This window comes from Buttiauxella sp. S19-1 (assembly GCF_022134725.1).
GTDB lineage: Bacteria > Pseudomonadota > Gammaproteobacteria > Enterobacterales > Enterobacteriaceae > Buttiauxella > Buttiauxella ferragutiae.
In genome coordinates this window covers 1-20,666 of the sequence record NZ_JAHWLU010000035.1, presented here as the reverse complement: position 1 = coordinate 20,666, position 20,666 = coordinate 1, and the positions used below count along the sequence as shown (strand labels likewise).

Genomic DNA, 20,666 nt, shown 5'->3' with positions numbered 1-20,666 from the left:
AAGGTGAGGAATTTATCATTTATGTTCTGTGTTTCCCATTTTACCAGGTCTTCTTCTTGTATCTTCATACTAAAAATCCTCACTACGCCACATTGAATGGTTCACTCACCAGCCAAATCCTGAGCACAAGCCCAGGCGGAACTCCACGCCCACTGGAAGTTATAGCCACCTAACCAGCCGCTAACGTCCATCACTTCACCAATGAAATAGAGACCAGGCACATTACGCGCTTCCATGGTGCGCGAACTGAGTTCTTTAGTGTCCACTCCGCCCAGCGTCACTTCCGCAGTGCGATAACCTTCGGTGCCGTTCGGTTGTACACGCCAGTTTTGCAGGGTGTCGGTCAATTCGCTTTGTTGACGGGTGTTGAGTTGTTTTAGCGTAACGTCCGGAATTTGCCCGAGCTGTTGCAAACATTCCACCAGACGTTTTGGTAGCACCATACCTAAGGTGTTTTTCAGGCTTTGATTCGGGTGCGCGTTGCGCTGCTCGTTGAGAAGCTCGTCGAGATCGGTATCAGGAAGTAAGTTAACGCTCACAAACTCGCCAGGTTGCCAGTAACTGGAAAGCTGCAATACCGCAGGACCAGAGAGGCCGCGATGGGTAAACAGCAAGCTTTCACGGAAGCTGACCCCGTTTTCTGCCGTGATCACTGACGGTACAGAAACGCCAGACAGTACCTGTAATTGTTCGAGCAGAGGTTTGTGAAGGGTAAATGGCACCAGACCGGCGCGAGTCGGTAACACTTTCAGCCCAAACTGCTCGGCAATTTTATAGCCGAACGGTGTGGCTCCAAGGCCAGGCATTGACAACCCACCGGTCGCAATGACTAATTTTGCCGCTTGAACGGTATCGCCATTTAATTGGATGGCATAGCCGTTTTCGTCACGTTCGATGCCTAACACCTCGCTGCGCAGGCGCGTGATGACTTGCCCTTTCTCACATTCGGCCACCAGCATATCGACAATTTGCTGCGCGGAATCATCGCAAAAAAGTTGGCCGAGCGTTTTCTCATGCCAGGCGATACCGTGCTTACTGACCATGTCGATAAAATCCCATTGGGTATAACGCGCAAGGGCAGATTTGCAAAAATGAGGGTTTTGGCTGAGATATGCCGCAGGCTCGATATAAAGATTAGTAAAGTTGCAACGCCCGCCTCCGGACATCAGGATTTTACGGCCCGGCTTTTTACCGTTATCGATAAGCAAAACACGGCTTCCTGCCTGTCCTGCCATCGCTGCACAGAACATTCCTGCGGCACCTGCACCAATAATAACGGCATCAAACTTTCCCACGACCTACTCCCGACTATGCTTAATGAAAGGAATTGTAAAGATAGCGGGCAGGTCGCACCAGCTAAATGCGTCTTAACAATTGCAGGTGATTGAAAATAAATATGTAAATCTTTTCAATGTTTGACGTTCAACTAACAAACATCAAGAAAAGGCCATATTTCTGTTGGCGCATTACGGAGTTGTCTTACATAATGCGCCGCGTTCATGTCCTCACAATGGCGTAACGTCTATGGAATTTCTGTTTACCGGCCTGGATCTACATACCGGGCTCTTGTTATTACTTGCCCTGGCATTTGTTCTCTTCTACGAAGCGATCAATGGCTTCCATGACACTGCGAATGCAGTGGCAACTGTTATCTATACGCGTGCAATGCGATCGCAACTCGCGGTGGCAATGGCTGCGTTATTTAACTTCCTCGGCGTTCTGCTCGGCGGATTGAGCGTGGCGTATGCGATTGTGCATATGTTGCCAACCGATCTGCTGTTGAACGTAGGGTCCGCTCATGGCCTCGCCATGGTGTTCTCTATGTTGTTGGCCGCTATCATCTGGAACCTCGGCACCTGGTATTTTGGTCTGCCGGCATCCAGCTCCCATACGCTTATCGGTGCCATCATTGGTATTGGTTTGACGAACGCGTTGATGACCGGTACTTCGGTGGTTGATGCGCTGAATATTCCGAAAGTAATTGGAATTTTCATGTCGTTGATCCTGTCGCCAATTGTGGGTCTGGTGGTTGCGGGCGGGTTAATCTTTTTGCTACGTCGCTACTGGAGCGGCACCAAGAAGCGCCGCCGTATTCACCTGACACCTGCTGAACGTGAAAAACAAGACGGCAAGAAAAAACCACCATTCTGGACCCGTATCGCCCTGATTATCTCCGCTATTGGCGTGAGCTTCTCTCATGGTGCTAACGATGGTCAGAAAGGCATTGGTTTGATAATGCTGGTGCTGATTGGTGTGGCGCCTGCGGGCTTTGTGGTGAATATGAATGCTTCCGGTTACGACATCGCTCGTACTCGTGATGCCATCACCCACCTGGAGCAATACTACGCGCTGCACAGCGATGCGATTAAGCACGTGATTGATCTCAACCCGGCCATCCCAACGCCTGAAGAAGTGAAAGGCCAGGATAAACCTGCTGAGTTCCATTGCGATGCCAGCCGCGCCATGATTGCAGTACAGCGTGCCAAAGAGTTGCTGGGCAATATCGACAGCTACGATAAGCTGAATATTGAACAGCGCAGCCAGATGCGCCGTCTGTTGCTTTGTATCTCTGACACTTCAGAAAAAGTCGCTAAGCTGCCGGAAACCAAACCGGACGATAAGCGCTTCCTGAAAAAGCTGAAAACTGACTTGCTGTATACCATCGAGTACGCACCAATCTGGATTATCATGGCGGTCGCTCTGGCGCTCGGCATCGGTACCATGATCGGCTGGCGTCGTGTGGCAACAACTATCGGTGAGAAGATTGGTAAGAAAGGCATGACCTATGCGCAGGGTATGTCCGCGCAGGTGACCGCCGCCGTCTCCATTGGTATTGCGAGCTACACCGGTATGCCGGTTTCTCCCACTCACGTACTTTCTTCTTCCGTAGCGGGGACGATGGTGGTTGATGGTGGTGGTTTGCAGCGTAAAACGGTAACCAACATCCTGATGGCCTGGGTGTTCACTTTGCCGGTGTCGATTGTGCTTTCCGGTACTCTTTACTGGATTTCACTGCACTTCATTTAACCGTGAAGCAGTGAGATAGAAACAACAAAAAGCGGGTCAGAATACTGGCCCGCTTTTTTATGCGCTATTTTCAAACCCCTAATGCCAAATCATCAAACCGATCAGGCTAATCATCACAAGCCCACACAACGCGCTGGTCAAAATAAACTGGCGGCGCAGGCGTTCACAGCGGCGGATAAACTCGTCGTCGTGATGATCGAGATAACGCTGGGCGTAGATATAACTCACTAAGCGAATCTGTTTGCTAGGCTGCCCGTGAGAGGTAAAAAAACCGCCTCCATCGACATATTGATACAACAGCGGATCGCATCCGCGCAGTACCACCAGCAATGCGCGCAAAGATGAGTAATAACGCGCCATATTCACCACACAAACTACACAAAGCGCCCAAAAAAGCGCGACGGTGCTGATCATCATAATTCCCCTCCCGGTGAAGCCCCAGTACATCACTCCAGGGCAACCTCTCACCCCGAAAACCAGAAAGACCGTTCAGCGAGCCCAAAAAACCGATCCAGTTCACATTACTATTTCGGAACGGCTTATTTAATAGTGTAGGAGATCCGTTAATTTTTTTGCCACATCGTTAACCTTTATCAAAGCGATAAAGGCCATATAAAGCTTAAATGTATACGGCGATGACACATTTACGATATCTATCGTTCGCTATAGGGTAGAAATATCATCTACAATTTAGGTCTTTACACGCGGGTAACGTTATTTAGCGGCATCGTGTTACCCGGCCAGGCTGGTCATCGACAACTTATGGAAGGAGTAAAATTATGGCTTACAAACACATTCTGATCGCGGTAGACCTCTCCCCGGAGAGCAAAGTACTGGTGGAAAAAGCAGTTTCTATGGCTCGTCCATACAACGCTAAGGTTTCCCTGATTCATGTCGATGTAAATTACTCCGATCTCTATACCGGATTGATCGATGTAAATCTGGGTGATATGCAGAAACGCATTTCTGAAGAAACTCACCACGCACTGAGCGAGCTGTCTACCGGTGCGGGTTACCCAATCACTGAAACCCTGAGCGGCAGCGGCGATCTTGGCCAGGTTCTGGTGGATGCGATTAAGAAATACGATATGGATTTAGTGGTCTGTGGTCACCACCAGGATTTCTGGAGCAAACTGATGTCTTCCGCTCGTCAGCTGATCAACACCGTTCACGTTGATATGTTGATTGTTCCATTGCGTGACGAAGACGAAGATTAAGCTTAAAACTTTTTAGCCCTCACCCTAACCCTCTCCCCCAGGAGAGGGAATAGTATGGTTTCCCCCTTCTGGGGGAGAGGGAATAGTATGGTTTCCCCTTCCTGGGGGAGAGGGAATAGTATGGTTTCCCCCTCCTGGGGGAGAGGGAATAGTATGGTTTCCCCTTCCTGGGGGAGAGGGAATAGTATGGTTTCCCCCTCCTGGGGGAGAGGGAATAGTATGGTTTCCCCCTCGCCCTCAGGGAGAGGGTCGGGGTGAGGGTTGTTTAAACAGCCGTACCCGAATAAATATCAAAGCGATGGCCTTTGGTGACCACCGCGTTATGCGTTTCCACACCCGCCAGCGGCGGCGCGTAATCCGGGCGTTTCACGACCACGCGTTTTGTTGCAAGACTCCTTGCAGGTTCCAGCAAACCATCAGCATCTTCGTCCGGCCCCACCAGCGACTGGAACACGCGCATCTCTTTCTTCACCAGCGCACTTTTCTGCTTATGCGGGAACATCGGGTCGAGATAGACCACTTCCGGACGCGGAGTAATATCACTTAATGCCGTCAGGCTCGAAGCATGGATAAGCTGCAAACGTTCCTGCAACCAGCCGCCGATTTCGGCATCCTGGTAACCACGGCGCAAACCATCATCCAGCAACGCGGCAACCACCGGATTGCGCTCCAGCATCCGCACGCGGCAGCCAACGGACGCCAGCACAAACGCATCGCGCCCCAACCCCGCCGTAGCATCCACCACATTGGGCAGATAACCGCTCTTAATTCCCACCGCTTTCGCTACCGCTTCGCCGCGCCCACCGCCAAACTTGCGACGATGTGCCATCGCTCCCGAGACAAAATCGACAAAAATACCGCCGAGTTTTGGCTCATCGCGTTTACGCAACTCAAGGTGTTCAGCCGTTAAGACCAACGCCATCAGGGACTCTTCATCATGCTCGAGCCCCCAGCGTTCACTCAAAATAGATAAGGCGCCGGAGTCGGCGCCTGTTTCAGTTATCAGGCAGATTTTCACAGAATAAATCAGCCCTTGATGCCGTAATGAGCCAGCATCGCATCCAGCTGCGGTTCGCGGCCACGGAAGCGTTTGAACAGCTCCATTGGTTCCTCAGAACCGCCACGGGTCAGGATGTTATCGAGGAACGACTGCCCAGTTTCGCGGTTGAAAATACCTTCGTCTTCAAAGCGTGAGAACGCATCCGCCGCCAGCACATCGGCCCACAGATAGCTGTAGTAACCCGCTGCATAACCGCCAGCAAAGATATGGCTGAACGCATGTGGGAAACGGCCCCACTTCGGTGACGGCACAACCGCAACCAGCTTCTTGATTTCGTACAGCGTTTCCAGCACTTTCGCGCCCTGCTCTGGGTTAAATTCCGCATGCAGCCGGAAGTCGAACAAGCCGAACTCAAGCTGACGCAGAATAAACAGCGCGGCCTGGTAGTTCTTCGCTGCCAGCATTTTATCCAGCAGCTCTTTTGGCAGTGGCTCACCGGTTTCGTAATGGCCGGAGATAAACGCCAGCGCTTCCGGCTCCCAGCACCAGTTTTCCATAAACTGGCTCGGCAACTCGACCGCATCCCACGGCACACCGTTAATGCCAGAAACGCCCGCGGTTTCGACTTTAGTCAGCATATGGTGCAGACCGTGGCCGAACTCATGGAACAATGTGATCACTTCATCGTGAGTGAACAGCGCCGGTTTGCCATTGACCGGGCGATTAAAGTTACAGGTCAGGTAAGCGACAGGTTTTTGCAGCGAGCCATCAGCTTTGCGCATCTGGCCGACGCAATCATCCATCCACGCCCCGCCGCGCTTGTTTTCACGGGCATACAAGTCGAGGTAGAAGCTACCGCGCAACTCATTTTTCTCGTCGTACAGCTCGAAGAAACGCACATCAGAATGCCAGACGTCGATATCTTTACGCTCTTTGGCGGTGATGCCGTAAATGCGTTTCACCACTTCAAACAGGCCGTTTACCGCGCGGTCTTCCGGGAAGTACGGGCGCAGTTGCTCGTCGCTGATGCTATACAAATGCTGTTTCTGTTTTTCGCTGTAATAGGTGATGTCCCACGGTTCCAGCTCGGTGACGTTAAATTCTTTTTGGGTGAACGCACGCAGTTGCGCCAGTTCCGCTTCGCCCTGTGGACGCGCACGTTTCGCCAGATCGGTTAAGAACTCCAGCACCTGCTGCGGGTTTTCGGCCATTTTGGTGGCGAGAGATTTTTCTGCATAGTTGCCAAAGCCCAGCAGTTCCGCCAGTTCGTGGCGCAGCGCCAGAATCTCTTCCATTACCGGCGTGTTGTCCCACTTACCGGCATTCGGGCCTTGATCGGAGGCGCGAGTCGCATAGGCGCGGTACATTTCTTCACGCAGTTCGCGGTTGTCGCAGTAAGTCAGCACCGGCAAATAGCTTGGGATATCCAGCGTCAGCAACCAGCCGTCTTGTTCTTTGGCTTCGGCCTGCGCACGAGCAGCCGCCATGGCGCTCTCCGGCATACCAGAAAGCTCGGCATCATCGGTAATCAGCCTGGTCCAGCCCTGAGTCGCATCCAGCACGTTGTTGCTGTAGGTCGAACCCAGTTCAGACAAGCGCGCCGCGATTTCGCCATAACGCTTCTGTTTTTCTTCTGGCAAACCAATGCCAGACAGCTCGAAGTCACGCAGTGCGTTATCCACGGCCTTCTTCTCTGCAACGCTAAGATCCGCGTAATACGCGCCATCACGCAGGTTGCGGTATGCCTGATAAAGTCCTTCGTGTTGACCCACCCAGGTGCTGTATTCGGACAGCAACGGCAGCGTCTGCTCGTAGGCTTCACGCAGTTCTGGACTGTTTTGTACTGAATTCAAATGGCTGACCGGCGAGAAAATACGCCCCAGACGGTCGTCCACTTCAGCCAGCGGCTGGCAAAGATTATCCCAGTTATAAGGTGCGCCCTGCGCCACCACACTTTCGACTTTCGCACGGCAATCATCCAGCGCTTGCTGCACGGCAGGGACAATATGTTCAGGTTTCAAAGCGGAAAACGGCGGCAGGTCGAAAGGCGTCAACAATGGATTGGTCATAAGCGCGGTTCCTGATGTCTGATAAGTGAAGCGCGCCAGGCGCGCTAAAAAGCAATACCTTTTAACATGAGGCTTAGTGTAGTTAATTTCAATGCCAGGCGGTGAGCATAAGGCTGTATACTGTGCAGAATAGTTGTTCTTCTTTTGTCTTTGGAAACCCTTCAAGCCATGCTCAGTTATCGCCACAGCTTTCACGCCGGCAACCACGCCGACGTACTGAAACACACCGTTCAAAGTCTGATTATTGAATCCTTAAAAGAGAAGGATAAGCCTTTTCTGTATCTGGATACTCACGCAGGCGCTGGCCGATACAAACTGAGCAGCGAGCACGCCGAGCGTACCGGTGAGTACCTGGAAGGTATCGGCCGCATCTGGCAACACGATGATTTGCCTGCTGAACTTGAAGCATACATCGGTGCGGTTAAAGCTTATAACCACAGCGGCCAACTGCGTTACTACCCAGGCTCCCCGCTGATTGCGCGCCAGCTTTTGCGCGAGCAAGACAGCCTGCAACTGACCGAACTGCACCCATCAGATTTCCCGCTGCTGCGTTCTGAATTCCAGAAAGACAACCGCGCTCGCGTTGAACGTGCGGACGGTTACACTCAGTTGAAGTCAAAACTGCCGCCAGTTTCACGCCGTGGTCTGATTCTTATCGACCCGCCGTACGAGATTAAAACCGACTACCAGGCCGTTGTGACAGGCATTAACGAAGGCTATAAGCGTTTTGCTACAGGGACTTATGCGCTGTGGTATCCGGTGGTTATGCGCCAGCAAATCAAACGTATGCTGCGCGAACTGCAAGAAACCGGTATTCGCCGTATTCTGCAAATCGAGCTGGCCGTTCTGCCAGACAGCGACCGCCGCGGCATGACAGCTTCAGGCATGATTGTTATCAACCCACCGTGGAAACTCGAGCAGCAAATGGCTAATGTACTGCCGTGGCTGCATAAAACCCTGGTTCCGGCTGGCACCGGGTCTACCACTCTGAGCTGGGTTGTGCCTGAGTAAACCGGCTATTACAGCTATCGGTGGAACCTTCGCTCTAAAATTTCTCGGCGCGCTACAATCGCGCATATTTTTCGACTCAAAAGGGAAACATCATGACCAAACATTATGACTACCTCGCCATTGGCGGCGGCAGCGGCGGTATTGCCTCCATTAACCGTGCGGCAATGTATGGAAAGAAATGCGCACTGATTGAGGCGAAAGAGCTGGGCGGCACCTGCGTCAACGTGGGTTGCGTGCCGAAAAAAGTCATGTGGCATGCGGCGCAAATCGCCGAAGCCATCCACAATTACGGTCCGGATTATGGTTTTGATACCACCGTCAATAAGTTCGACTGGGACAAACTGATCGCCAGCCGTACCGCGTATATCGACCGCATCCACACCTCTTACGACAACGTGCTGGGTAAAAACAACGTTGACGTGATTCGTGGCTTTGCCAAATTTGTCGACGCGCACACCGTGGAAGTCAACGGCGAAACCATTACCGCAGACCACATCCTGATTGCCACCGGTGGCCGTCCAAGCCGCCCGTCCATTCCAGGTGCAGAATTCGGTATTGATTCCGATGGTTTCTTCGCACTACCCGCGCTGCCAAAACGCATTGCTGTAGTGGGCGCAGGCTACATCGCGGTTGAAATCGCTGGTGTGGTGAACGCGCTGGGTTCCGAAACTCACCTGTTTGTGCGCCAACACGCGCCGCTGCGTACTTTTGATCCGCTGATTGTCGAAACGCTGCTGGAAGTGATTAACACCGAAGGCCCGACGCTGCACACCCAGGCGGTGCCAAAAGCCATTGAGAAGAATGCCGATGGCAGCCTGACTCTGCATCTGGAAGATGGCCGTTCCGAAACGGTAGATTGCCTGATTTGGGCGATTGGCCGCGAACCAGAGACGGACAACTTCAACCTGGCGGCGACCGGTGTGAAAACCAACGCCAAAGGTTATATCGAAGTCGATAAATTCCAGAACACCAGCGTGCCGGGCATTTATGCCGTGGGCGATAACACCGGTGCGGTGGAACTGACTCCAGTTGCCGTAGCGGCAGGCCGTCGTCTGTCTGAGCGTTTGTTTAACAACAAGCCGGATGAGCATCTGGATTACAGCAACGTGCCAACAGTAGTGTTCAGCCACCCGCCAATCGGCACGGTCGGCTTAACCGAACCACAAGCGCGTGAGCAATACGGCGACGACAACGTGAAAGTCTATAAATCGTCCTTCACCGCGATGTACACCGCAGTAACCTCACACCGCCAGCCATGCCGCATGAAGCTGGTATGTGCAGGCCCGGACGAGAAAATCGTCGGTATTCACGGCATCGGTTACGGTATGGATGAAATGCTGCAAGGCTTCGCGGTGGCACTGAAAATGGGTGCGACTAAGAAAGATTTTGATAACACAGTGGCAATTCACCCGACTGGTTCGGAAGAATTCGTGACTATGCGCTAAATTACGCTTTCGTCTTGCTAAGACGAGAAATAAATCAACAGGCTGTGGATCTTAATATCCACGGCCTTTTTAATGCCTGCATCAGCCCACCTCGCAAAAAACCAGCTCAAATAATCAAAACGCTAACTCATTAATTCTTATTTGGAAATGCAATAAAACCCGTATAAGTGCAAAATAATATATATTTCAAACTATTTGGTTACATTTAGACATAACTGACGAACTTATACTGCTTAGGTTTTTTTTGCTTCAATTTTGATTTATTCGGATCGTATCACTTATATTCCAGGAATTATCTAATGAACAAGACATATACCCTCGTTGGTATACTGACCGGCATAGTGCTTATGTCAACACTATCCATTAGTGCTGCAAATGCAACAACCCAAGGCCAGCAACGCCGCGAAGCTCGGGATACTCGTCAGGACACGCGTCAAGATGCACGGCAGGATAAACGTTCTTGTGTGGTCAGTAATGATAAAAGCAATCATGATTGTCGCCAGGATAAACGCCAAAGCAAACAAGATGGCCGCCAGGAAGCACGCGATATTAAATATTAAAACTGGCAATTTCCAAGGCTGAGCAGAATAAAATCGAAGCGCGAGTGAATGCGCATATTTATGTCCAGGAGGACAAGTTAGTGAAAAAATATATTCCAGGTTTATTGATTTTATCTTTCGCTTTTTCAGGCAACGTATTGGCTCTTGATAAAACATCGGGTGGCGCACTCGCCGGTGCTGCAATTGGTGCTGCGACTGGTAAAAGCGTGAAAAGCACCGTGGGTGGCGCGGTGGTCGGCGGCGGTACAGGTGCTATGTTCAAGAGCGGAGACACCGGTAAAGCAGCTCGCAAAGGCGGCGCAATTGGTGCTGCTGTGGGTGGCGTTGCGGCGGCCGCAACCGGCAATAGCGTGTTGAAAGGCGCGGCAGTAGGTGCAGGCGGCGGTGCGCTGATCGGCGAAGCTTCTCACTGATCCTGAAGCCTGAAATCGGGTGTTAAAGGGTGGATAAAGGGTGGATAATTGATAGCGTCATCCACCCTTTGTGCCCGTTGTTACAGATAAAAGTGTCGGATGACGCTATCGATTCTGCGACCTACAAAATCGGTCCGTTGTTTTCAACGTATCGCATCGTAAATCGCTTTCTGAATCTCCACAGCACGTTTTGCGTCGCTTGTGGCTGGCTCAGAATTGCGTTGTTGTTGCGCACTTAACCGTTGTTTTGCTCGTTCTAAATCTTCTTTCTGCCACTCGATAACCTCAGGGTTACGGCAAAAAGTTTGCAGAAATTGTTTACGTAGCGAAGTGAGACTTTGCCCGTCGTTCATCGCCTGGCTGATAGTCCTTACCATGCGCCGACACGGGCGTTCTTCATCCATTTGCGAACGGTATTGCAGCAAAGCGTAGAGTGCATCGCGGTAATCTGCGGCCAGCGCGGATTCGGTGTAATAGACTTTCCAGTTCATGCCGCTTTGCATGAACAAACGCACCACAGTAGAATCACCACGCTCAATGGCCGATCGCAAATTACCCTCTTCCCATGTGATGCCAATATTCGCCAGCTTTTCACGCGCACTCTCGCTTAGCGGCAGTGAATCAATTGCGGTCACTTTCGCCGCCTCACGTTGTGCCAGCGCGGGTTCATTTGTAAGATCACTCAGAAAGTACATGCCGAAAATAGCGATGCTAATCAAAGCGATACCTGTCACGCACCACATCATCATGCGTAGCGTTTCACCGGTATCCTGCTTTTTTTTGCTATGCCGCAAGTCGGGGTGATCAATGGTGTCACGCACTTCTTCCGTATCACGCCCCGCTTCGCGATATTTTTTCTGCGCCAGCTCAATAAATGCTTGTACCTGAGCGTCATCAGCGGCCATCAGTGCGGATGGGTTTACTGTTGTCCGCCCTTCATCAAAGGCACGCTGAACCGCCGCACTACATTCGTGGTAATAGCTATCCAGTAAAACGAGTTGCACAGAAGTGAGTGGCGGTTGTTGAATGAGGTTATTGCGAATTTCACGCACGTCGTCGAGGAAGGTTTGTAGTGTTTTACGTTGATCAATAAATAGATTCAGCTGCGGTGAGCTGTGAAGTATTTCGGCATAGTGGTTGGCAAACTCCTTTTTATCGACCACCAATAACGCCAGTTCGCTAAATCGCATCCCACTTAACACATCACCCTGCTCGCCATGTTTTAACCAACGACGCACACAGTCAGCACCAAACTGCTTCTTCAGTTTATTCACCAGCTGCGATTGGCTGGGATAACATTTATTAATCATCCCTCGCAGCATTAATTCCAGCGCGCGCATCTGGCGTAACGCTTTTTGTTGCTGCGCTTCACTATGGGTGTCGAGATCGGTTGAATAACCCAGTAGTGGCTGCCTCAGGCGTACCAGCTCGAGATAACTGACGAAACGCAGTGCGGAAATAAGTTGGTTATGGCTGATTTCCTGGCCGCTTTCATATTGCGGCACCAACTGCTGGAAATGGCGCAACAGTAGGGTGAACTGCGAAAGCTCCGCATCGTTAAGGTTTAACCGCTTTGCTACCTCCATCCAACTACCCAGCGCCAGGCGAGCCTGCTCAAGCTGTTGAAAAAACCATTGCGGATCTTTGCCTTCAGAGGCTTTGATAGAAAGCAGTGGCAGGATTTGCAATGACGCCTGGCGGCAAACGCTCAGGCAAGTCTCAAATTTATCCCGCATCAGCAACTGTGCAGTGCTGGTCATGGTTATCCTTTATTGGGTACGAGCGCCTGACTAGAAAGGCGCTATTACGCAACAGACTAACGCAACAGTTACCTGCACAATGGCCATAAAAGAGAGGGAAAACTACGCGTTTTCGACTACCTGATTTAACGCTTCACCGGTTTTACGCAGCGCCGCTTCGGTGGCTGCATCACACGGCATGGCGTAATTGAGGCGCAAACAATTACGATACTTCCCGGATGCTGAAAGCAAAGACCCCACCGCAATATGAATATGCTCTTCGCGCAGTGCACAGCAAATCGGCACAATATCGATATTTTCCGGTAGCTCAACCCACATCATAAAGCCGCCCTGTGGGCGACTGACGCAGATACCGCACGGGAAATAGTGCCGCACATGGCAGGTAAAATCCTCGAGATTACGTTGATAAAGTTGGCGCATCCGCCGCAGGTGGCGATGGTAGTTGCCGTTACGAATAAACTCCGCCACCGCGAGTTGTGCAAAGGTCGAAGTGCTGCCGGTGACGATGTATTTCATGTGCAAAGCACGGTCAAGATAGCGGCCCGGTACAATCCAGCCGACGCGCAAACCTGGCGCCAGCGTTTTAGAAAAAGAGCTACACAACAGCACTCGGCCATCGACATCCATCGACTTGATGGTCATCGGGCGGGGATATTCATAGGCCAGCTCGCCGTAAACATCATCCTCAATGATGGCAATATCAAAACGTTGCGCGAGATTCAGCACCGCTTTTTTACGAGCATCCGGCATGATAAACCCGAGTGGGTTATTGCAGTTTGGCACCAGAATTACCGCTTTAATCGGCCACTGTTCCAGCGCTAACTCTAGTGCTTCCACGCTGATCCCTGTCACAGAATCCGTTGGTATTTCAACAACTTTAATACCAAATGCCCGCAGCATCTGCATGGTGCCATGAAATGATGGAGACTCCACCGCCACGATGTCGCCCGCCTCGCAGACCGCGCGGATGGCAATCGACAAGGCTTCATGACAACCGGTGGTAATCAGAATATCGTCAGCCGATGCCACACAACCGCTATCCAGCATCAGGCGGGAAATTTGCTCGCGCAGCGTGCGCATACCATGAATGCTGTCATAGCCGAGCAATTCGGGTTGCTGATATTGCGCAATGCGGCTGAGTTCACGCCATAACGGTTTGATGGTCGGTTGTGTCACATCCGGCGCACCGCTACCAAAAGCGACAATATCGCCTGCTTCACGGGCAACAAGTTGCTCAAGCACAGCGTCCCACTGCGTGATCTCAACCGGCCTCTGTACCGGACGAGTCAGTTGTGGAACGGGCGGTTGTGCTTTGCGTTGTGTGACGAAATAACCGGAACGTGGCTGCGGTGAAATCAGCTGTTTGTCTTCAAGAAGATGATAAGCCTGCTGTACGGTGCTAATACTGACGCCATGTTCACTGCTCAGGCTGCGCACCGACGGTAAGCGCTCGCCACTGCGATACAGCCCTTGTTCAATACGTTCGGCCAGTAAAGTGGCCAGATGTTGGTAGCGCGTCATGCTGTATCCTCTTAATCAACCATACAGACAGTAAAACCAGTACAGAATGACGATAAACTTGCCATTCAGTTCATGTTTTAGCGCTTCTGTATGTTAAATAAAAGTAATATTTGAATCTGTCAGCTATCTGTATGGCGGCGCATGATGAACCTCGAACTGACAAGAGGAGCAACATCATGGGCTTTGAAGAAAACCGTCCGCGCAAACCGTTTTATGGTTTTGTGATGATTTATCATTATTTCCGGCAACGCTGGTTACAACGCCAGACGGCGCGCGTACTAAAAGGGCTGAATAAGGAACAATTACGCGATATTGGACTGACAACGGATGATTTATCACGCTGGCAATAACACTTAATAACGGTGCTAAATATTGGCGCCGTTATTTTTTGCTATGCCCAAAATAATTCAAGATGCATCGCGACGGCAAACGAGCGAGTCCCGATGAGCTTACACAAGTAAGTGATGCGGGTGAGTAAGCGTAGCCAACAAAAATGCAACTTGAAGTATGATGGGTATATGTAATGTTTATGTGTACCCACATAGCAGAGCGATCAACATGCTTTCACTCTCCACACCACGACTGAACTTAACGCAAATTAGCGAGCAGGACTGGTCGAGCTTTTTACGGCTACAACAAGACCCCGTCGTGATGCGTTATGTCTCTGATAACCGCAAAGAGGCGGAAATCCGCCAGATATTTAATTCACGCCTGGTGCGCTGGGAATTACACAGCCGCCATTGGTTGTGTCTTGCGATGCGCGATAAACATGACGGGACGCTGATTGGCTTCACTGGTTTTGTCCGCGGTGACGACGACATGGCGGAGGTGGGCTTTATCCTCGACCCGCTCTTTCACGGGCAAGGTTACGGTTATGAATCGCTGCATACCGTGTGCCGGTTTGCCTTTGAAAAATGCGCGATGCGCAAACTGACCGCGACAGTAACGGTAGGCAATATAGGTTCAAAGAAGGTGCTGGAAAAAGCAGGTTTTCAGCCAGAAGGGATACTGCGCGAAAATTACTTTCTTGGCGGGATCTGGCAAGACGACTGGATTTTTGGCTTGTTGCGCGGTGAGTTCCAATAAAACACGGTGGATATCGCTTGCGCTAATCCACCCTACGAAAGCGGTTTTGTAGGTCGGATAAGCGTTAGCGTCATCCGACATAACCGCGGCCCAGGCTTACAAGAACATCCCGCCAGAAACCTCAATGCGCTGCGCATTCATCCAGCGGCTTTCATCACTCAGCAGCACCGCAATCGCATCACCAATATCATCCGGTTGCCCAACGCGGCCCAGCGCGGTTTGTGAAGCGATAGCATTGGCCACCTGTTCATTGTCACGCACCACACCGCCGCCAAAGTCGGTGGCAATCGCGCCAGGAGCAATGATATTGACCGCAATTCCGCGCGCACCCAGCTCTTTAGCCTGGTACTTCGTCAGCACTTCCATCGCCCCTTTCATTGCGGCGTAAGCCGCTTTTCCCGGCAGTGTAAAACGCGTTAAACCCGTCGACACATTCAGGATACGCCCGCCGTTTTTAATCAGTGGCAGCAACTGCTGAGTCAGGAAGAATGGCCCCTTCAAATGGATGTTCATTAAATCATCAAATTGTTGCTCTGTTGTTTTTTCGAACAGCGTATCGATACCCGTTCCAGCATTGTTTAATAAATAATCAAACGAGTCGCGCTGCCAGACATCATGCAACTGTTGCTTTACTTCAGTTGCAAAAGCGCTAAAGCCAGCACTTTCGGCGACATTCAATTGAATTGCTACCGCTTTCACGCCAGTTAGCTCAATTTCACGCACCACATTGAGCGCTTCTTGCTGCTGGCTGTTGTAAGTCAGAATTATATTCACGCCGCGCGCCGCCAGCTTCAAAGCTGCGTTTTTACCTAATCCACGGCTGCCGCCGGTCACTAATGCGATTGGTTGACTCATGATTTACCCCTTCGATGACTGTTCGGTGATTGAGATACAGCTTATTAGCTGCTACAAAATCAATAAAGAGTGCAAATTGCGCATCACTGTTTCACTGACAACAACAATGCGAGAAAAAAGTGGATAAAATACAAGCAATGCAGTTATTCATTAGAGTGGCTGAACTGGAGAGTTTTTCTCGCGCAGCAGACACTCTGGGCCTTCCTAAAGGTAGCGTATCGCGCCAAATTCAGGCGCTAGAAGGCATGCTGGGAACAAGGTTATTGCATCGCACCACGCGGCGTGTGCAATTGACGCAAGACGGCATGGTTTATTACGAGCGCTGTCGCGATCTATTAGCCAATCTTGACGAACTCGACGGGCTATTCCTGCATGACCCCAGCAGTGTTAGCGGGCGCTTGCGTGTGGATATGCCCGTTGGGGTGGCAAAAAATTTGGTGATCCCCAAACTTCCCGCCTTCTTACAGCAGTATCCTGGTATTGAACTTGAGTTGAGCAGTAGCGATCGCATAGTGGATGTGGTGCGCGAAGGGTTCGATTGCGTGGTGCGCGTGGGGCAGCTTAAAGATTCAGGCCTGGTTGCACGGCCATTGGGGAAACTCTCTTTAATTAACTGCGCCAGCCCCGATTATCTGGAGCGTTTTGGTTATCCGGAAAACCTTGACGATCTCGCGTCTCACGCGGTGGTGCATTACGCGCCAAACCTCGGTAGTCGTCCGCAAGGCTTTGAAGTTTTTCTCGATAAAACTACCCGCTGGATAAAAACCGGTGGCGTCATCACCGTGAATAGCACCGAAACCTATCAAGCGGCGTGCCTTGCCGGGCTCGGGATTATTCAGGCACCGCGCATCGGCGTTAAAGACCAGCTCAAGAGTAAAAAACTGGTGGAAATCCTGCCGCAATACCGCGCCGAACCGATGCCTGTTTCGCTGCTTTATCCCCATCGCCGCAACCTCTCTCGCCGTGTTCATTTGTTTATGGAGTGGCTGACCGGGCTGGTGAAAGGGTATGTTGATTAGCATCCCCGCTATACTTTCTTTAAGATCCTGCTAAAACAAAAGGAAAAATCACCTGATGACAGTGCCGGATAACACCGAAAAACGCCCAACGGAAACACTCGACTATGAGCCGATAGTCAAAATCAAAACCAGTAATGAGAAGGTCAATAAAACCATCGACAGCGTGAATAACACTGTCGGGCGTGTCGAGCGTAACCCTGTTGTTGCGCACCTGATAAGGGCAGCCGAACGGTTTAATGACCGCATGGGGAACCAGTTTGGCGCGGCAATTACCTATTTTTCGTTCCTGTCGCTCATCCCAATTCTGATGGTGGCGTTTGCTGCCGCCGGTTATATCCTCGCCTCGCACCCCACGCTGCTGGAGGAGATTTTCGAAAAAATCCTCGCCAATGTTAGCGAGCCAACACTTGCCGCGACGTTGCAAAACACCATCAATACGGCGGTGCAACAGCGCACCACAGTCGGCCTGGTCGGCCTGCTGATTGCGCTCTATTCCGGTATTAACTGGATGGGCAATTTGCGTGAAGCAGTGCGCGCGCAATCGCGAGATAAGTGGGAGCGGACAGCGCAAGACCAGGAAAAATTCTGGACCAAATATCTGCGTGATTTGGTGTCATTGATAGGTTTGCTGGTTGCGCTGGTAGTGACGTTATCCATCACTTCCGTTGCCGGTTCCGCGCAAACCATGCTGATTGGCCTGCTGCATCTCGACGGCATCGAGTGGTTAAAACCGGTCTGGCATCTGGTCGGGTTGGTTATTTCTATTTCTGCTAACTACCTGCTGTTCTTCTGGATTTTCTGGCGACTGCCACGCCACCGCCCGCGTAAAAAAGCGCTGATGCGCGGCACATTGATTGCAGCCATTGGCTTTGAAGTGATCAAAATCATCATGACTTACAGCCTGCCTGCGCTGATTAAATCCCCTTCTGGCGCGGCGTTTGGTTCGGTCTTAGGTTTAATGGCATTTTTCTATTTCTTCGCCAGATTGACGCTGTTCTGCGCCGCGTGGATTGCCACCGCCGAATACAAAGATGACCCGCGTATGCCGGGCAAAACGCATAAATAATTCTGTCATTCTTTCCTGTCATGATTAGGGTTTGCCCAACGCGGGCAATCCCTAATCCCGATACCTGACCAGGAAAGAAAAGCATGACCGCCGCCACAGCCAAACTTCAGCAAACGTATATCGCCCCCAGCGTCCGCCTGCGTGAAACCCAGATTGGTGAACAATGTGAAGTCCTCGCGCACAGCGTGATGGAATACAGCACGCTCGGGGACTTTTCCTACATAGGCGAGCATTGTTGTGTTGCAGATAGCGTGATCGGCAAATTCACCGCCATCGCCAATCAGGTACGCATTGGTGCACCTAATCACCCGATGGACAGAGCCTCACAACACCGTTTTACCTATTGCCCGGAGTATTACGACGCTAATGCCCGCCGCGATCGGCAGTTTTTTGCCGATCGTCACGATGCGAAGGTGCTAATTGGCAATGATGTCTGGATTGGCCACGGTGTGATTGTGCTGCCTGGCGTGACAATCGGTGATGGCGCAGTGTTAGCCGCCGGTGCGGTAGTGAGCAAAGATGTCGCGCCCTACACCATTGTTGGCGGCGTGCCTGCCAAAATGATCCGTTCGCGCTTCCCGGTAGAGATAGCCACCAGCCTACAGCGTATTGCCTGGTGGGATTGGCCACTGGAAAAACTGATGACGCATCTTAGCGACTTCCAGGCGGGCGATATTGAGCGCTTTTGCGCACGCTGGGAGCATGAAGCGTAATCCGCTATCTCCGTGAATGTGGCGGATGACGCTAGCGCTTATCCGCCCTACGAAAGCCCCCATCAGCACATAAATCCAACCTGTAACTTTTATTTAACCTAAAAGCAGTTTTATTAACTGATTTTTTAAATATGAGAAGCATGACATGGACATTTATTTTCTGGACTAAAAATTATCCTCTTATTGCTTATTAATCGCACAGGACGTTGCGCAAGCGCGCGTTGAAATACGCCTTTTGCTGTGCGTAATATGGCCTTTCGTTCGATATAAATAAGAAAATAATATGCAGGCCACCATCGCTAATTCAATCAATACCGAAACTGACTCCACGCCGGTCAACTCACGCGGAAAAGTTGTCGTTGCCTCGCTTGTCGGCACCGCCATCGAGTTTTTCGATTTCTATATTTACGCCACTGCGGCGGTGATTGTTTTCCCGCATATCTTCTTCCCGCAAGGTGATCCAACCGCGGCGACACTCCAGTCGCTAGCTACGTTCGCCATCGCCTTTGTGGCTCGTCCGATTGGCTCCGCGCTGTTCGGCCATTTTGGTGACCGAGTTGGTCGCAAAGTGACCCTGGTGGCATCACTTTTAACGATGGGTGTTTCAACCGTCTTAATTGGCCTGTTGCCGGGCTACGAAACCATCGGTGTATTAGCGCCAATGCTGTTGGCACTGGCACGCTTCGGGCAAGGTTTAGGTCTGGGTGGTGAGTGGGGTGGTGCTGCGTTGCTGGCTACTGAGAACGCTCCGCCGCGCAAACGTGCGCTATACGGTTCATTCCCACAGTTGGGTGCACCAATCGGCTTCTTCTTTGCCAACGGCACCTTCCTGCTGCTCTCCTGGTTGCTGACTGACGAGCAGTTCATGTCATGGGGCTGGCGCGTGCCGTTTATCCTGTCTGCGGTGCTGGTGATTATCGGCCTGTATGTGCGTGTTTCGCTGCATGAAACGCCGGTGTTCGCCAAAATTGCCAAAGCAGGCAAACAGGTGAAAATCCCGCTCGGTACACTGCTGAGCAAGCACCTGAAAGCGACGATTATTGGCACGTTTATCATGCTGGCGACTTACACGCTGTTCTACATCATGACGGTTTATTCGATGACCTTCAGCACCGCTGCGGTGCCGAAGGGCCTCGGCTTCTCACGCAACGATGTGTTGTGGATGCTGATGATGGCGGTAATTGGTTTTGGCGTAATGGTGCCGATTGCCGGTTATCTGGCGGATAAGTTTGGTCGCCGTAAATGCATGATTGTCATCACCAGCCTGATGATTGTGTTTGCGTTAGCCGTGTTCCAGCCGCTGTTGGGTTCCGGTAACCCGACGCTGGTGATGGCGTTCTTGCTGATTGGCCTGAGCCTGATGGGGCTGACATTCGGCCCAATGGGTGCGCTGCTGCCAGAGTTATTCCCAACCGAAGTACGTTATACCGGAGCATCGTTCTCGTATAACGTGGCGTCGATTCTGGGGGCATCGGTAGCGCCGTATATTGCCACCTGGCTGCAGGCGAATTACGGTTTGTTCTACGTCGGTTTGTATCTGGCGGCGATGTCAGCGATTACGCTGGTTGCGTTGCTGGTGTCTAAAGAGACCCGTCATTTGTCGCTTTAGTTTTTTCACCCTCACCCTGGCAATCTTGTCAGGGTGAGATCTGTAAGCCTCGCTGATTTTCCGTTCACCCGTGCGTTCAGTTATCTCTTTAATTCCAGAAAACGGTGAACGTATCAAGGGGTTAACGCCAACCCCTTGATAATCCAGGCGCCCGGCAAATCAATCGCCGCTAAAGCGGTAAACACCGTTTTTCACCCAACATTCGGGGTCGTTCGCGATTCGTTTATTCGGCACATCCCTGTGCCGAACCACTTCGTGGCCAACGCAAGCGTTGTTCAAAAATGTTCCTGACATT

19 protein-coding genes are annotated in these 20,666 nt (G+C 51.4%); 12 read left to right on the top strand and 7 right to left on the bottom strand.

All coding sequences use genetic code 11. The features are described 5' to 3' along the window. Positions 1–101: 101 nt before the first annotated feature. A complete protein-coding gene (locus tag MES37_RS10315) occupies positions 102–1,295 on the bottom strand; it encodes an NAD(P)/FAD-dependent oxidoreductase (protein ID WP_064542265.1) in 1,194 nt (397 codons plus the stop codon). Between the two features lie 229 nt (positions 1,296–1,524). On the opposite strand from MES37_RS10315, the gene pitA reads away from it, so the two are divergent. After that, complete coding sequence (gene pitA / locus MES37_RS10310) at positions 1,525–3,027, top strand: inorganic phosphate transporter PitA (protein ID WP_237931259.1); 1,503 nt, start codon at positions 1,525–1,527, stop codon at positions 3,025–3,027. Between the two features lie 78 nt (positions 3,028–3,105). Here the strand turns inward: pitA and uspB are convergent, their stop codons facing one another. Beyond that, entirely contained in the window at positions 3,106–3,441 is a 336-nt protein-coding gene (uspB, locus tag MES37_RS10305) for a universal stress protein UspB (protein WP_064542541.1), read from the bottom strand. A 365-nt stretch (positions 3,442–3,806) separates the two neighbouring features. Between uspB and uspA the strand changes: the two genes are divergently transcribed. Further along, the gene (uspA, locus tag MES37_RS10300) at positions 3,807–4,244 is read left to right on the top strand and encodes a universal stress protein UspA (protein ID WP_034460563.1); all 438 of its coding nucleotides are present in this window, start codon (positions 3,807–3,809) and stop codon (positions 4,242–4,244) included. A gap of 265 nt (positions 4,245–4,509) precedes the next feature. Here uspA and rsmJ read toward each other — a convergent pair whose 3' ends face one another. Together rsmJ and prlC are read right to left on the bottom strand one after the other, a co-directional pair. After that, positions 4,510–5,262 carry a 16S rRNA (guanine(1516)-N(2))-methyltransferase RsmJ gene (gene rsmJ / locus MES37_RS10295; RefSeq protein ID WP_237931258.1) on the bottom strand — a complete coding sequence of 251 codons (753 nt, stop codon included), beginning with the start codon at positions 5,260–5,262 and terminating at the stop codon, positions 4,510–4,512. 8 nt (positions 5,263–5,270) lie between these two features. Next, a complete protein-coding gene (gene prlC / locus MES37_RS10290) occupies positions 5,271–7,313 on the bottom strand; it encodes an oligopeptidase A (protein WP_064542256.1) in 2,043 nt (680 codons plus the stop codon). Between the two features lie 168 nt (positions 7,314–7,481). Between prlC and MES37_RS10285 the strand changes: the two genes are divergently transcribed. The 4 genes from MES37_RS10285 to MES37_RS10270 all read left to right on the top strand — a co-directional run bounded on the left by MES37_RS10285 (position 7,482) and on the right by MES37_RS10270 (position 10,742). Then, positions 7,482–8,324, top strand: a complete 843-nt coding sequence (locus tag MES37_RS10285; protein WP_064542254.1) for a 23S rRNA (adenine(2030)-N(6))-methyltransferase RlmJ — start codon at positions 7,482–7,484, stop codon at positions 8,322–8,324. 92 nt (positions 8,325–8,416) lie between these two features. After that, positions 8,417–9,769, top strand: a complete 1,353-nt coding sequence (gene gorA / locus MES37_RS10280) for a glutathione-disulfide reductase (protein WP_064542251.1) — start codon at positions 8,417–8,419, stop codon at positions 9,767–9,769. A gap of 299 nt (positions 9,770–10,068) precedes the next feature. After that, positions 10,069–10,329, top strand: a complete 261-nt coding sequence (locus MES37_RS10275) for a hypothetical protein (protein WP_133522166.1) — start codon at positions 10,069–10,071, stop codon at positions 10,327–10,329. Between the two features lie 80 nt (positions 10,330–10,409). Then, positions 10,410–10,742, top strand: a complete 333-nt coding sequence (locus tag MES37_RS10270) for a hypothetical protein (protein WP_064542246.1) — start codon at positions 10,410–10,412, stop codon at positions 10,740–10,742. Positions 10,743–10,885: 143 nt separating this feature from the next. Here the strand turns inward: MES37_RS10270 and MES37_RS10265 are convergent, their stop codons facing one another. Together MES37_RS10265 and MES37_RS10260 are read right to left on the bottom strand one after the other, a co-directional pair. Further along, positions 10,886–12,502: an STY4199 family HEPN domain-containing protein gene (locus MES37_RS10265; protein WP_237931257.1), complete on the bottom strand. Its 1,617-nt coding sequence runs from the start codon at positions 12,500–12,502 to the stop codon at positions 10,886–10,888. Between the two features lie 102 nt (positions 12,503–12,604). Then, on the bottom strand, positions 12,605–14,023 hold the full coding sequence (locus MES37_RS10260) for an aminotransferase-like domain-containing protein (RefSeq protein WP_064542240.1): 1,419 nt from the start codon (positions 14,021–14,023) through the stop codon (positions 12,605–12,607). A gap of 176 nt (positions 14,024–14,199) precedes the next feature. Here MES37_RS10260 and MES37_RS10255 point away from each other — a divergent pair, with 176 nt between their 5' ends. After that, a complete protein-coding gene (locus tag MES37_RS10255; RefSeq protein WP_074388507.1) occupies positions 14,200–14,373 on the top strand; it encodes a DUF1127 domain-containing protein in 174 nt (57 codons plus the stop codon). A gap of 208 nt (positions 14,374–14,581) precedes the next feature. Next, positions 14,582–15,109, top strand: a complete 528-nt coding sequence (locus tag MES37_RS10250; RefSeq protein ID WP_083963246.1) for a GNAT family N-acetyltransferase — start codon at positions 14,582–14,584, stop codon at positions 15,107–15,109. A gap of 96 nt (positions 15,110–15,205) precedes the next feature. Here MES37_RS10250 and MES37_RS10245 read toward each other — a convergent pair whose 3' ends face one another. Beyond that, positions 15,206–15,964 carry an SDR family NAD(P)-dependent oxidoreductase gene (locus MES37_RS10245; protein ID WP_237931256.1) on the bottom strand — a complete coding sequence of 253 codons (759 nt, stop codon included), beginning with the start codon at positions 15,962–15,964 and terminating at the stop codon, positions 15,206–15,208. Between the two features lie 119 nt (positions 15,965–16,083). Here MES37_RS10245 and MES37_RS10240 point away from each other — a divergent pair, with 119 nt between their 5' ends. From MES37_RS10240 to MES37_RS10225, 4 genes are all read left to right on the top strand, one after another. Next, complete coding sequence (locus MES37_RS10240) at positions 16,084–16,983, top strand: LysR family transcriptional regulator (protein WP_064542234.1); 900 nt, start codon at positions 16,084–16,086, stop codon at positions 16,981–16,983. Positions 16,984–17,038: 55 nt separating this feature from the next. Further along, positions 17,039–18,049: an inner membrane protein YhjD gene (gene yhjD, locus MES37_RS10235; protein WP_064542232.1), complete on the top strand. Its 1,011-nt coding sequence runs from the start codon at positions 17,039–17,041 to the stop codon at positions 18,047–18,049. A gap of 83 nt (positions 18,050–18,132) precedes the next feature. After that, positions 18,133–18,762 carry a DapH/DapD/GlmU-related protein gene (locus MES37_RS10230; protein WP_237931255.1) on the top strand — a complete coding sequence of 210 codons (630 nt, stop codon included), beginning with the start codon at positions 18,133–18,135 and terminating at the stop codon, positions 18,760–18,762. A gap of 283 nt (positions 18,763–19,045) precedes the next feature. Further along, on the top strand, positions 19,046–20,371 hold the full coding sequence (locus MES37_RS10225; RefSeq protein ID WP_064542225.1) for an MFS transporter: 1,326 nt from the start codon (positions 19,046–19,048) through the stop codon (positions 20,369–20,371). Positions 20,372–20,666 lie beyond the last annotated feature (295 nt).

Bases quoted from the DNA above. Each gene is read 5' to 3' on its own strand.
- yhjD (WP_064542232.1), top strand. From the start codon at position 17,039: ATGACAGTGCCGGATAACACCGAAAAACGCCCAACGGAAACACTCGAC.
- MES37_RS10245 (WP_237931256.1), bottom strand. From the start codon at position 15,964: ATGAGTCAACCAATCGCATTAGTGACCGGCGGCAGCCGTGGATTAGGT.
- gorA (WP_064542251.1), top strand. From the start codon at position 8,417: ATGACCAAACATTATGACTACCTCGCCATTGGCGGCGGCAGCGGCGGT.
- MES37_RS10225 (WP_064542225.1), top strand. From the start codon at position 19,046: ATGCAGGCCACCATCGCTAATTCAATCAATACCGAAACTGACTCCACG.
- MES37_RS10250 (WP_083963246.1), top strand. From the start codon at position 14,582: ATGCTTTCACTCTCCACACCACGACTGAACTTAACGCAAATTAGCGAG.
- MES37_RS10230 (WP_237931255.1), top strand. From the start codon at position 18,133: ATGACCGCCGCCACAGCCAAACTTCAGCAAACGTATATCGCCCCCAGC.
- pitA (WP_237931259.1), top strand. From the start codon at position 1,525: ATGGAATTTCTGTTTACCGGCCTGGATCTACATACCGGGCTCTTGTTA.
- uspA (WP_034460563.1), top strand. From the start codon at position 3,807: ATGGCTTACAAACACATTCTGATCGCGGTAGACCTCTCCCCGGAGAGC.
- MES37_RS10265 (WP_237931257.1), bottom strand. From the start codon at position 12,502: ATGACCAGCACTGCACAGTTGCTGATGCGGGATAAATTTGAGACTTGC.
- MES37_RS10275 (WP_133522166.1), top strand. From the start codon at position 10,069: ATGAACAAGACATATACCCTCGTTGGTATACTGACCGGCATAGTGCTT.
- prlC (WP_064542256.1), bottom strand. From the start codon at position 7,313: ATGACCAATCCATTGTTGACGCCTTTCGACCTGCCGCCGTTTTCCGCT.
- uspB (WP_064542541.1), bottom strand. From the start codon at position 3,441: ATGATCAGCACCGTCGCGCTTTTTTGGGCGCTTTGTGTAGTTTGTGTG.
- MES37_RS10255 (WP_074388507.1), top strand. From the start codon at position 14,200: ATGGGCTTTGAAGAAAACCGTCCGCGCAAACCGTTTTATGGTTTTGTG.
- MES37_RS10260 (WP_064542240.1), bottom strand. From the start codon at position 14,023: ATGACGCGCTACCAACATCTGGCCACTTTACTGGCCGAACGTATTGAA.
- MES37_RS10285 (WP_064542254.1), top strand. From the start codon at position 7,482: ATGCTCAGTTATCGCCACAGCTTTCACGCCGGCAACCACGCCGACGTA.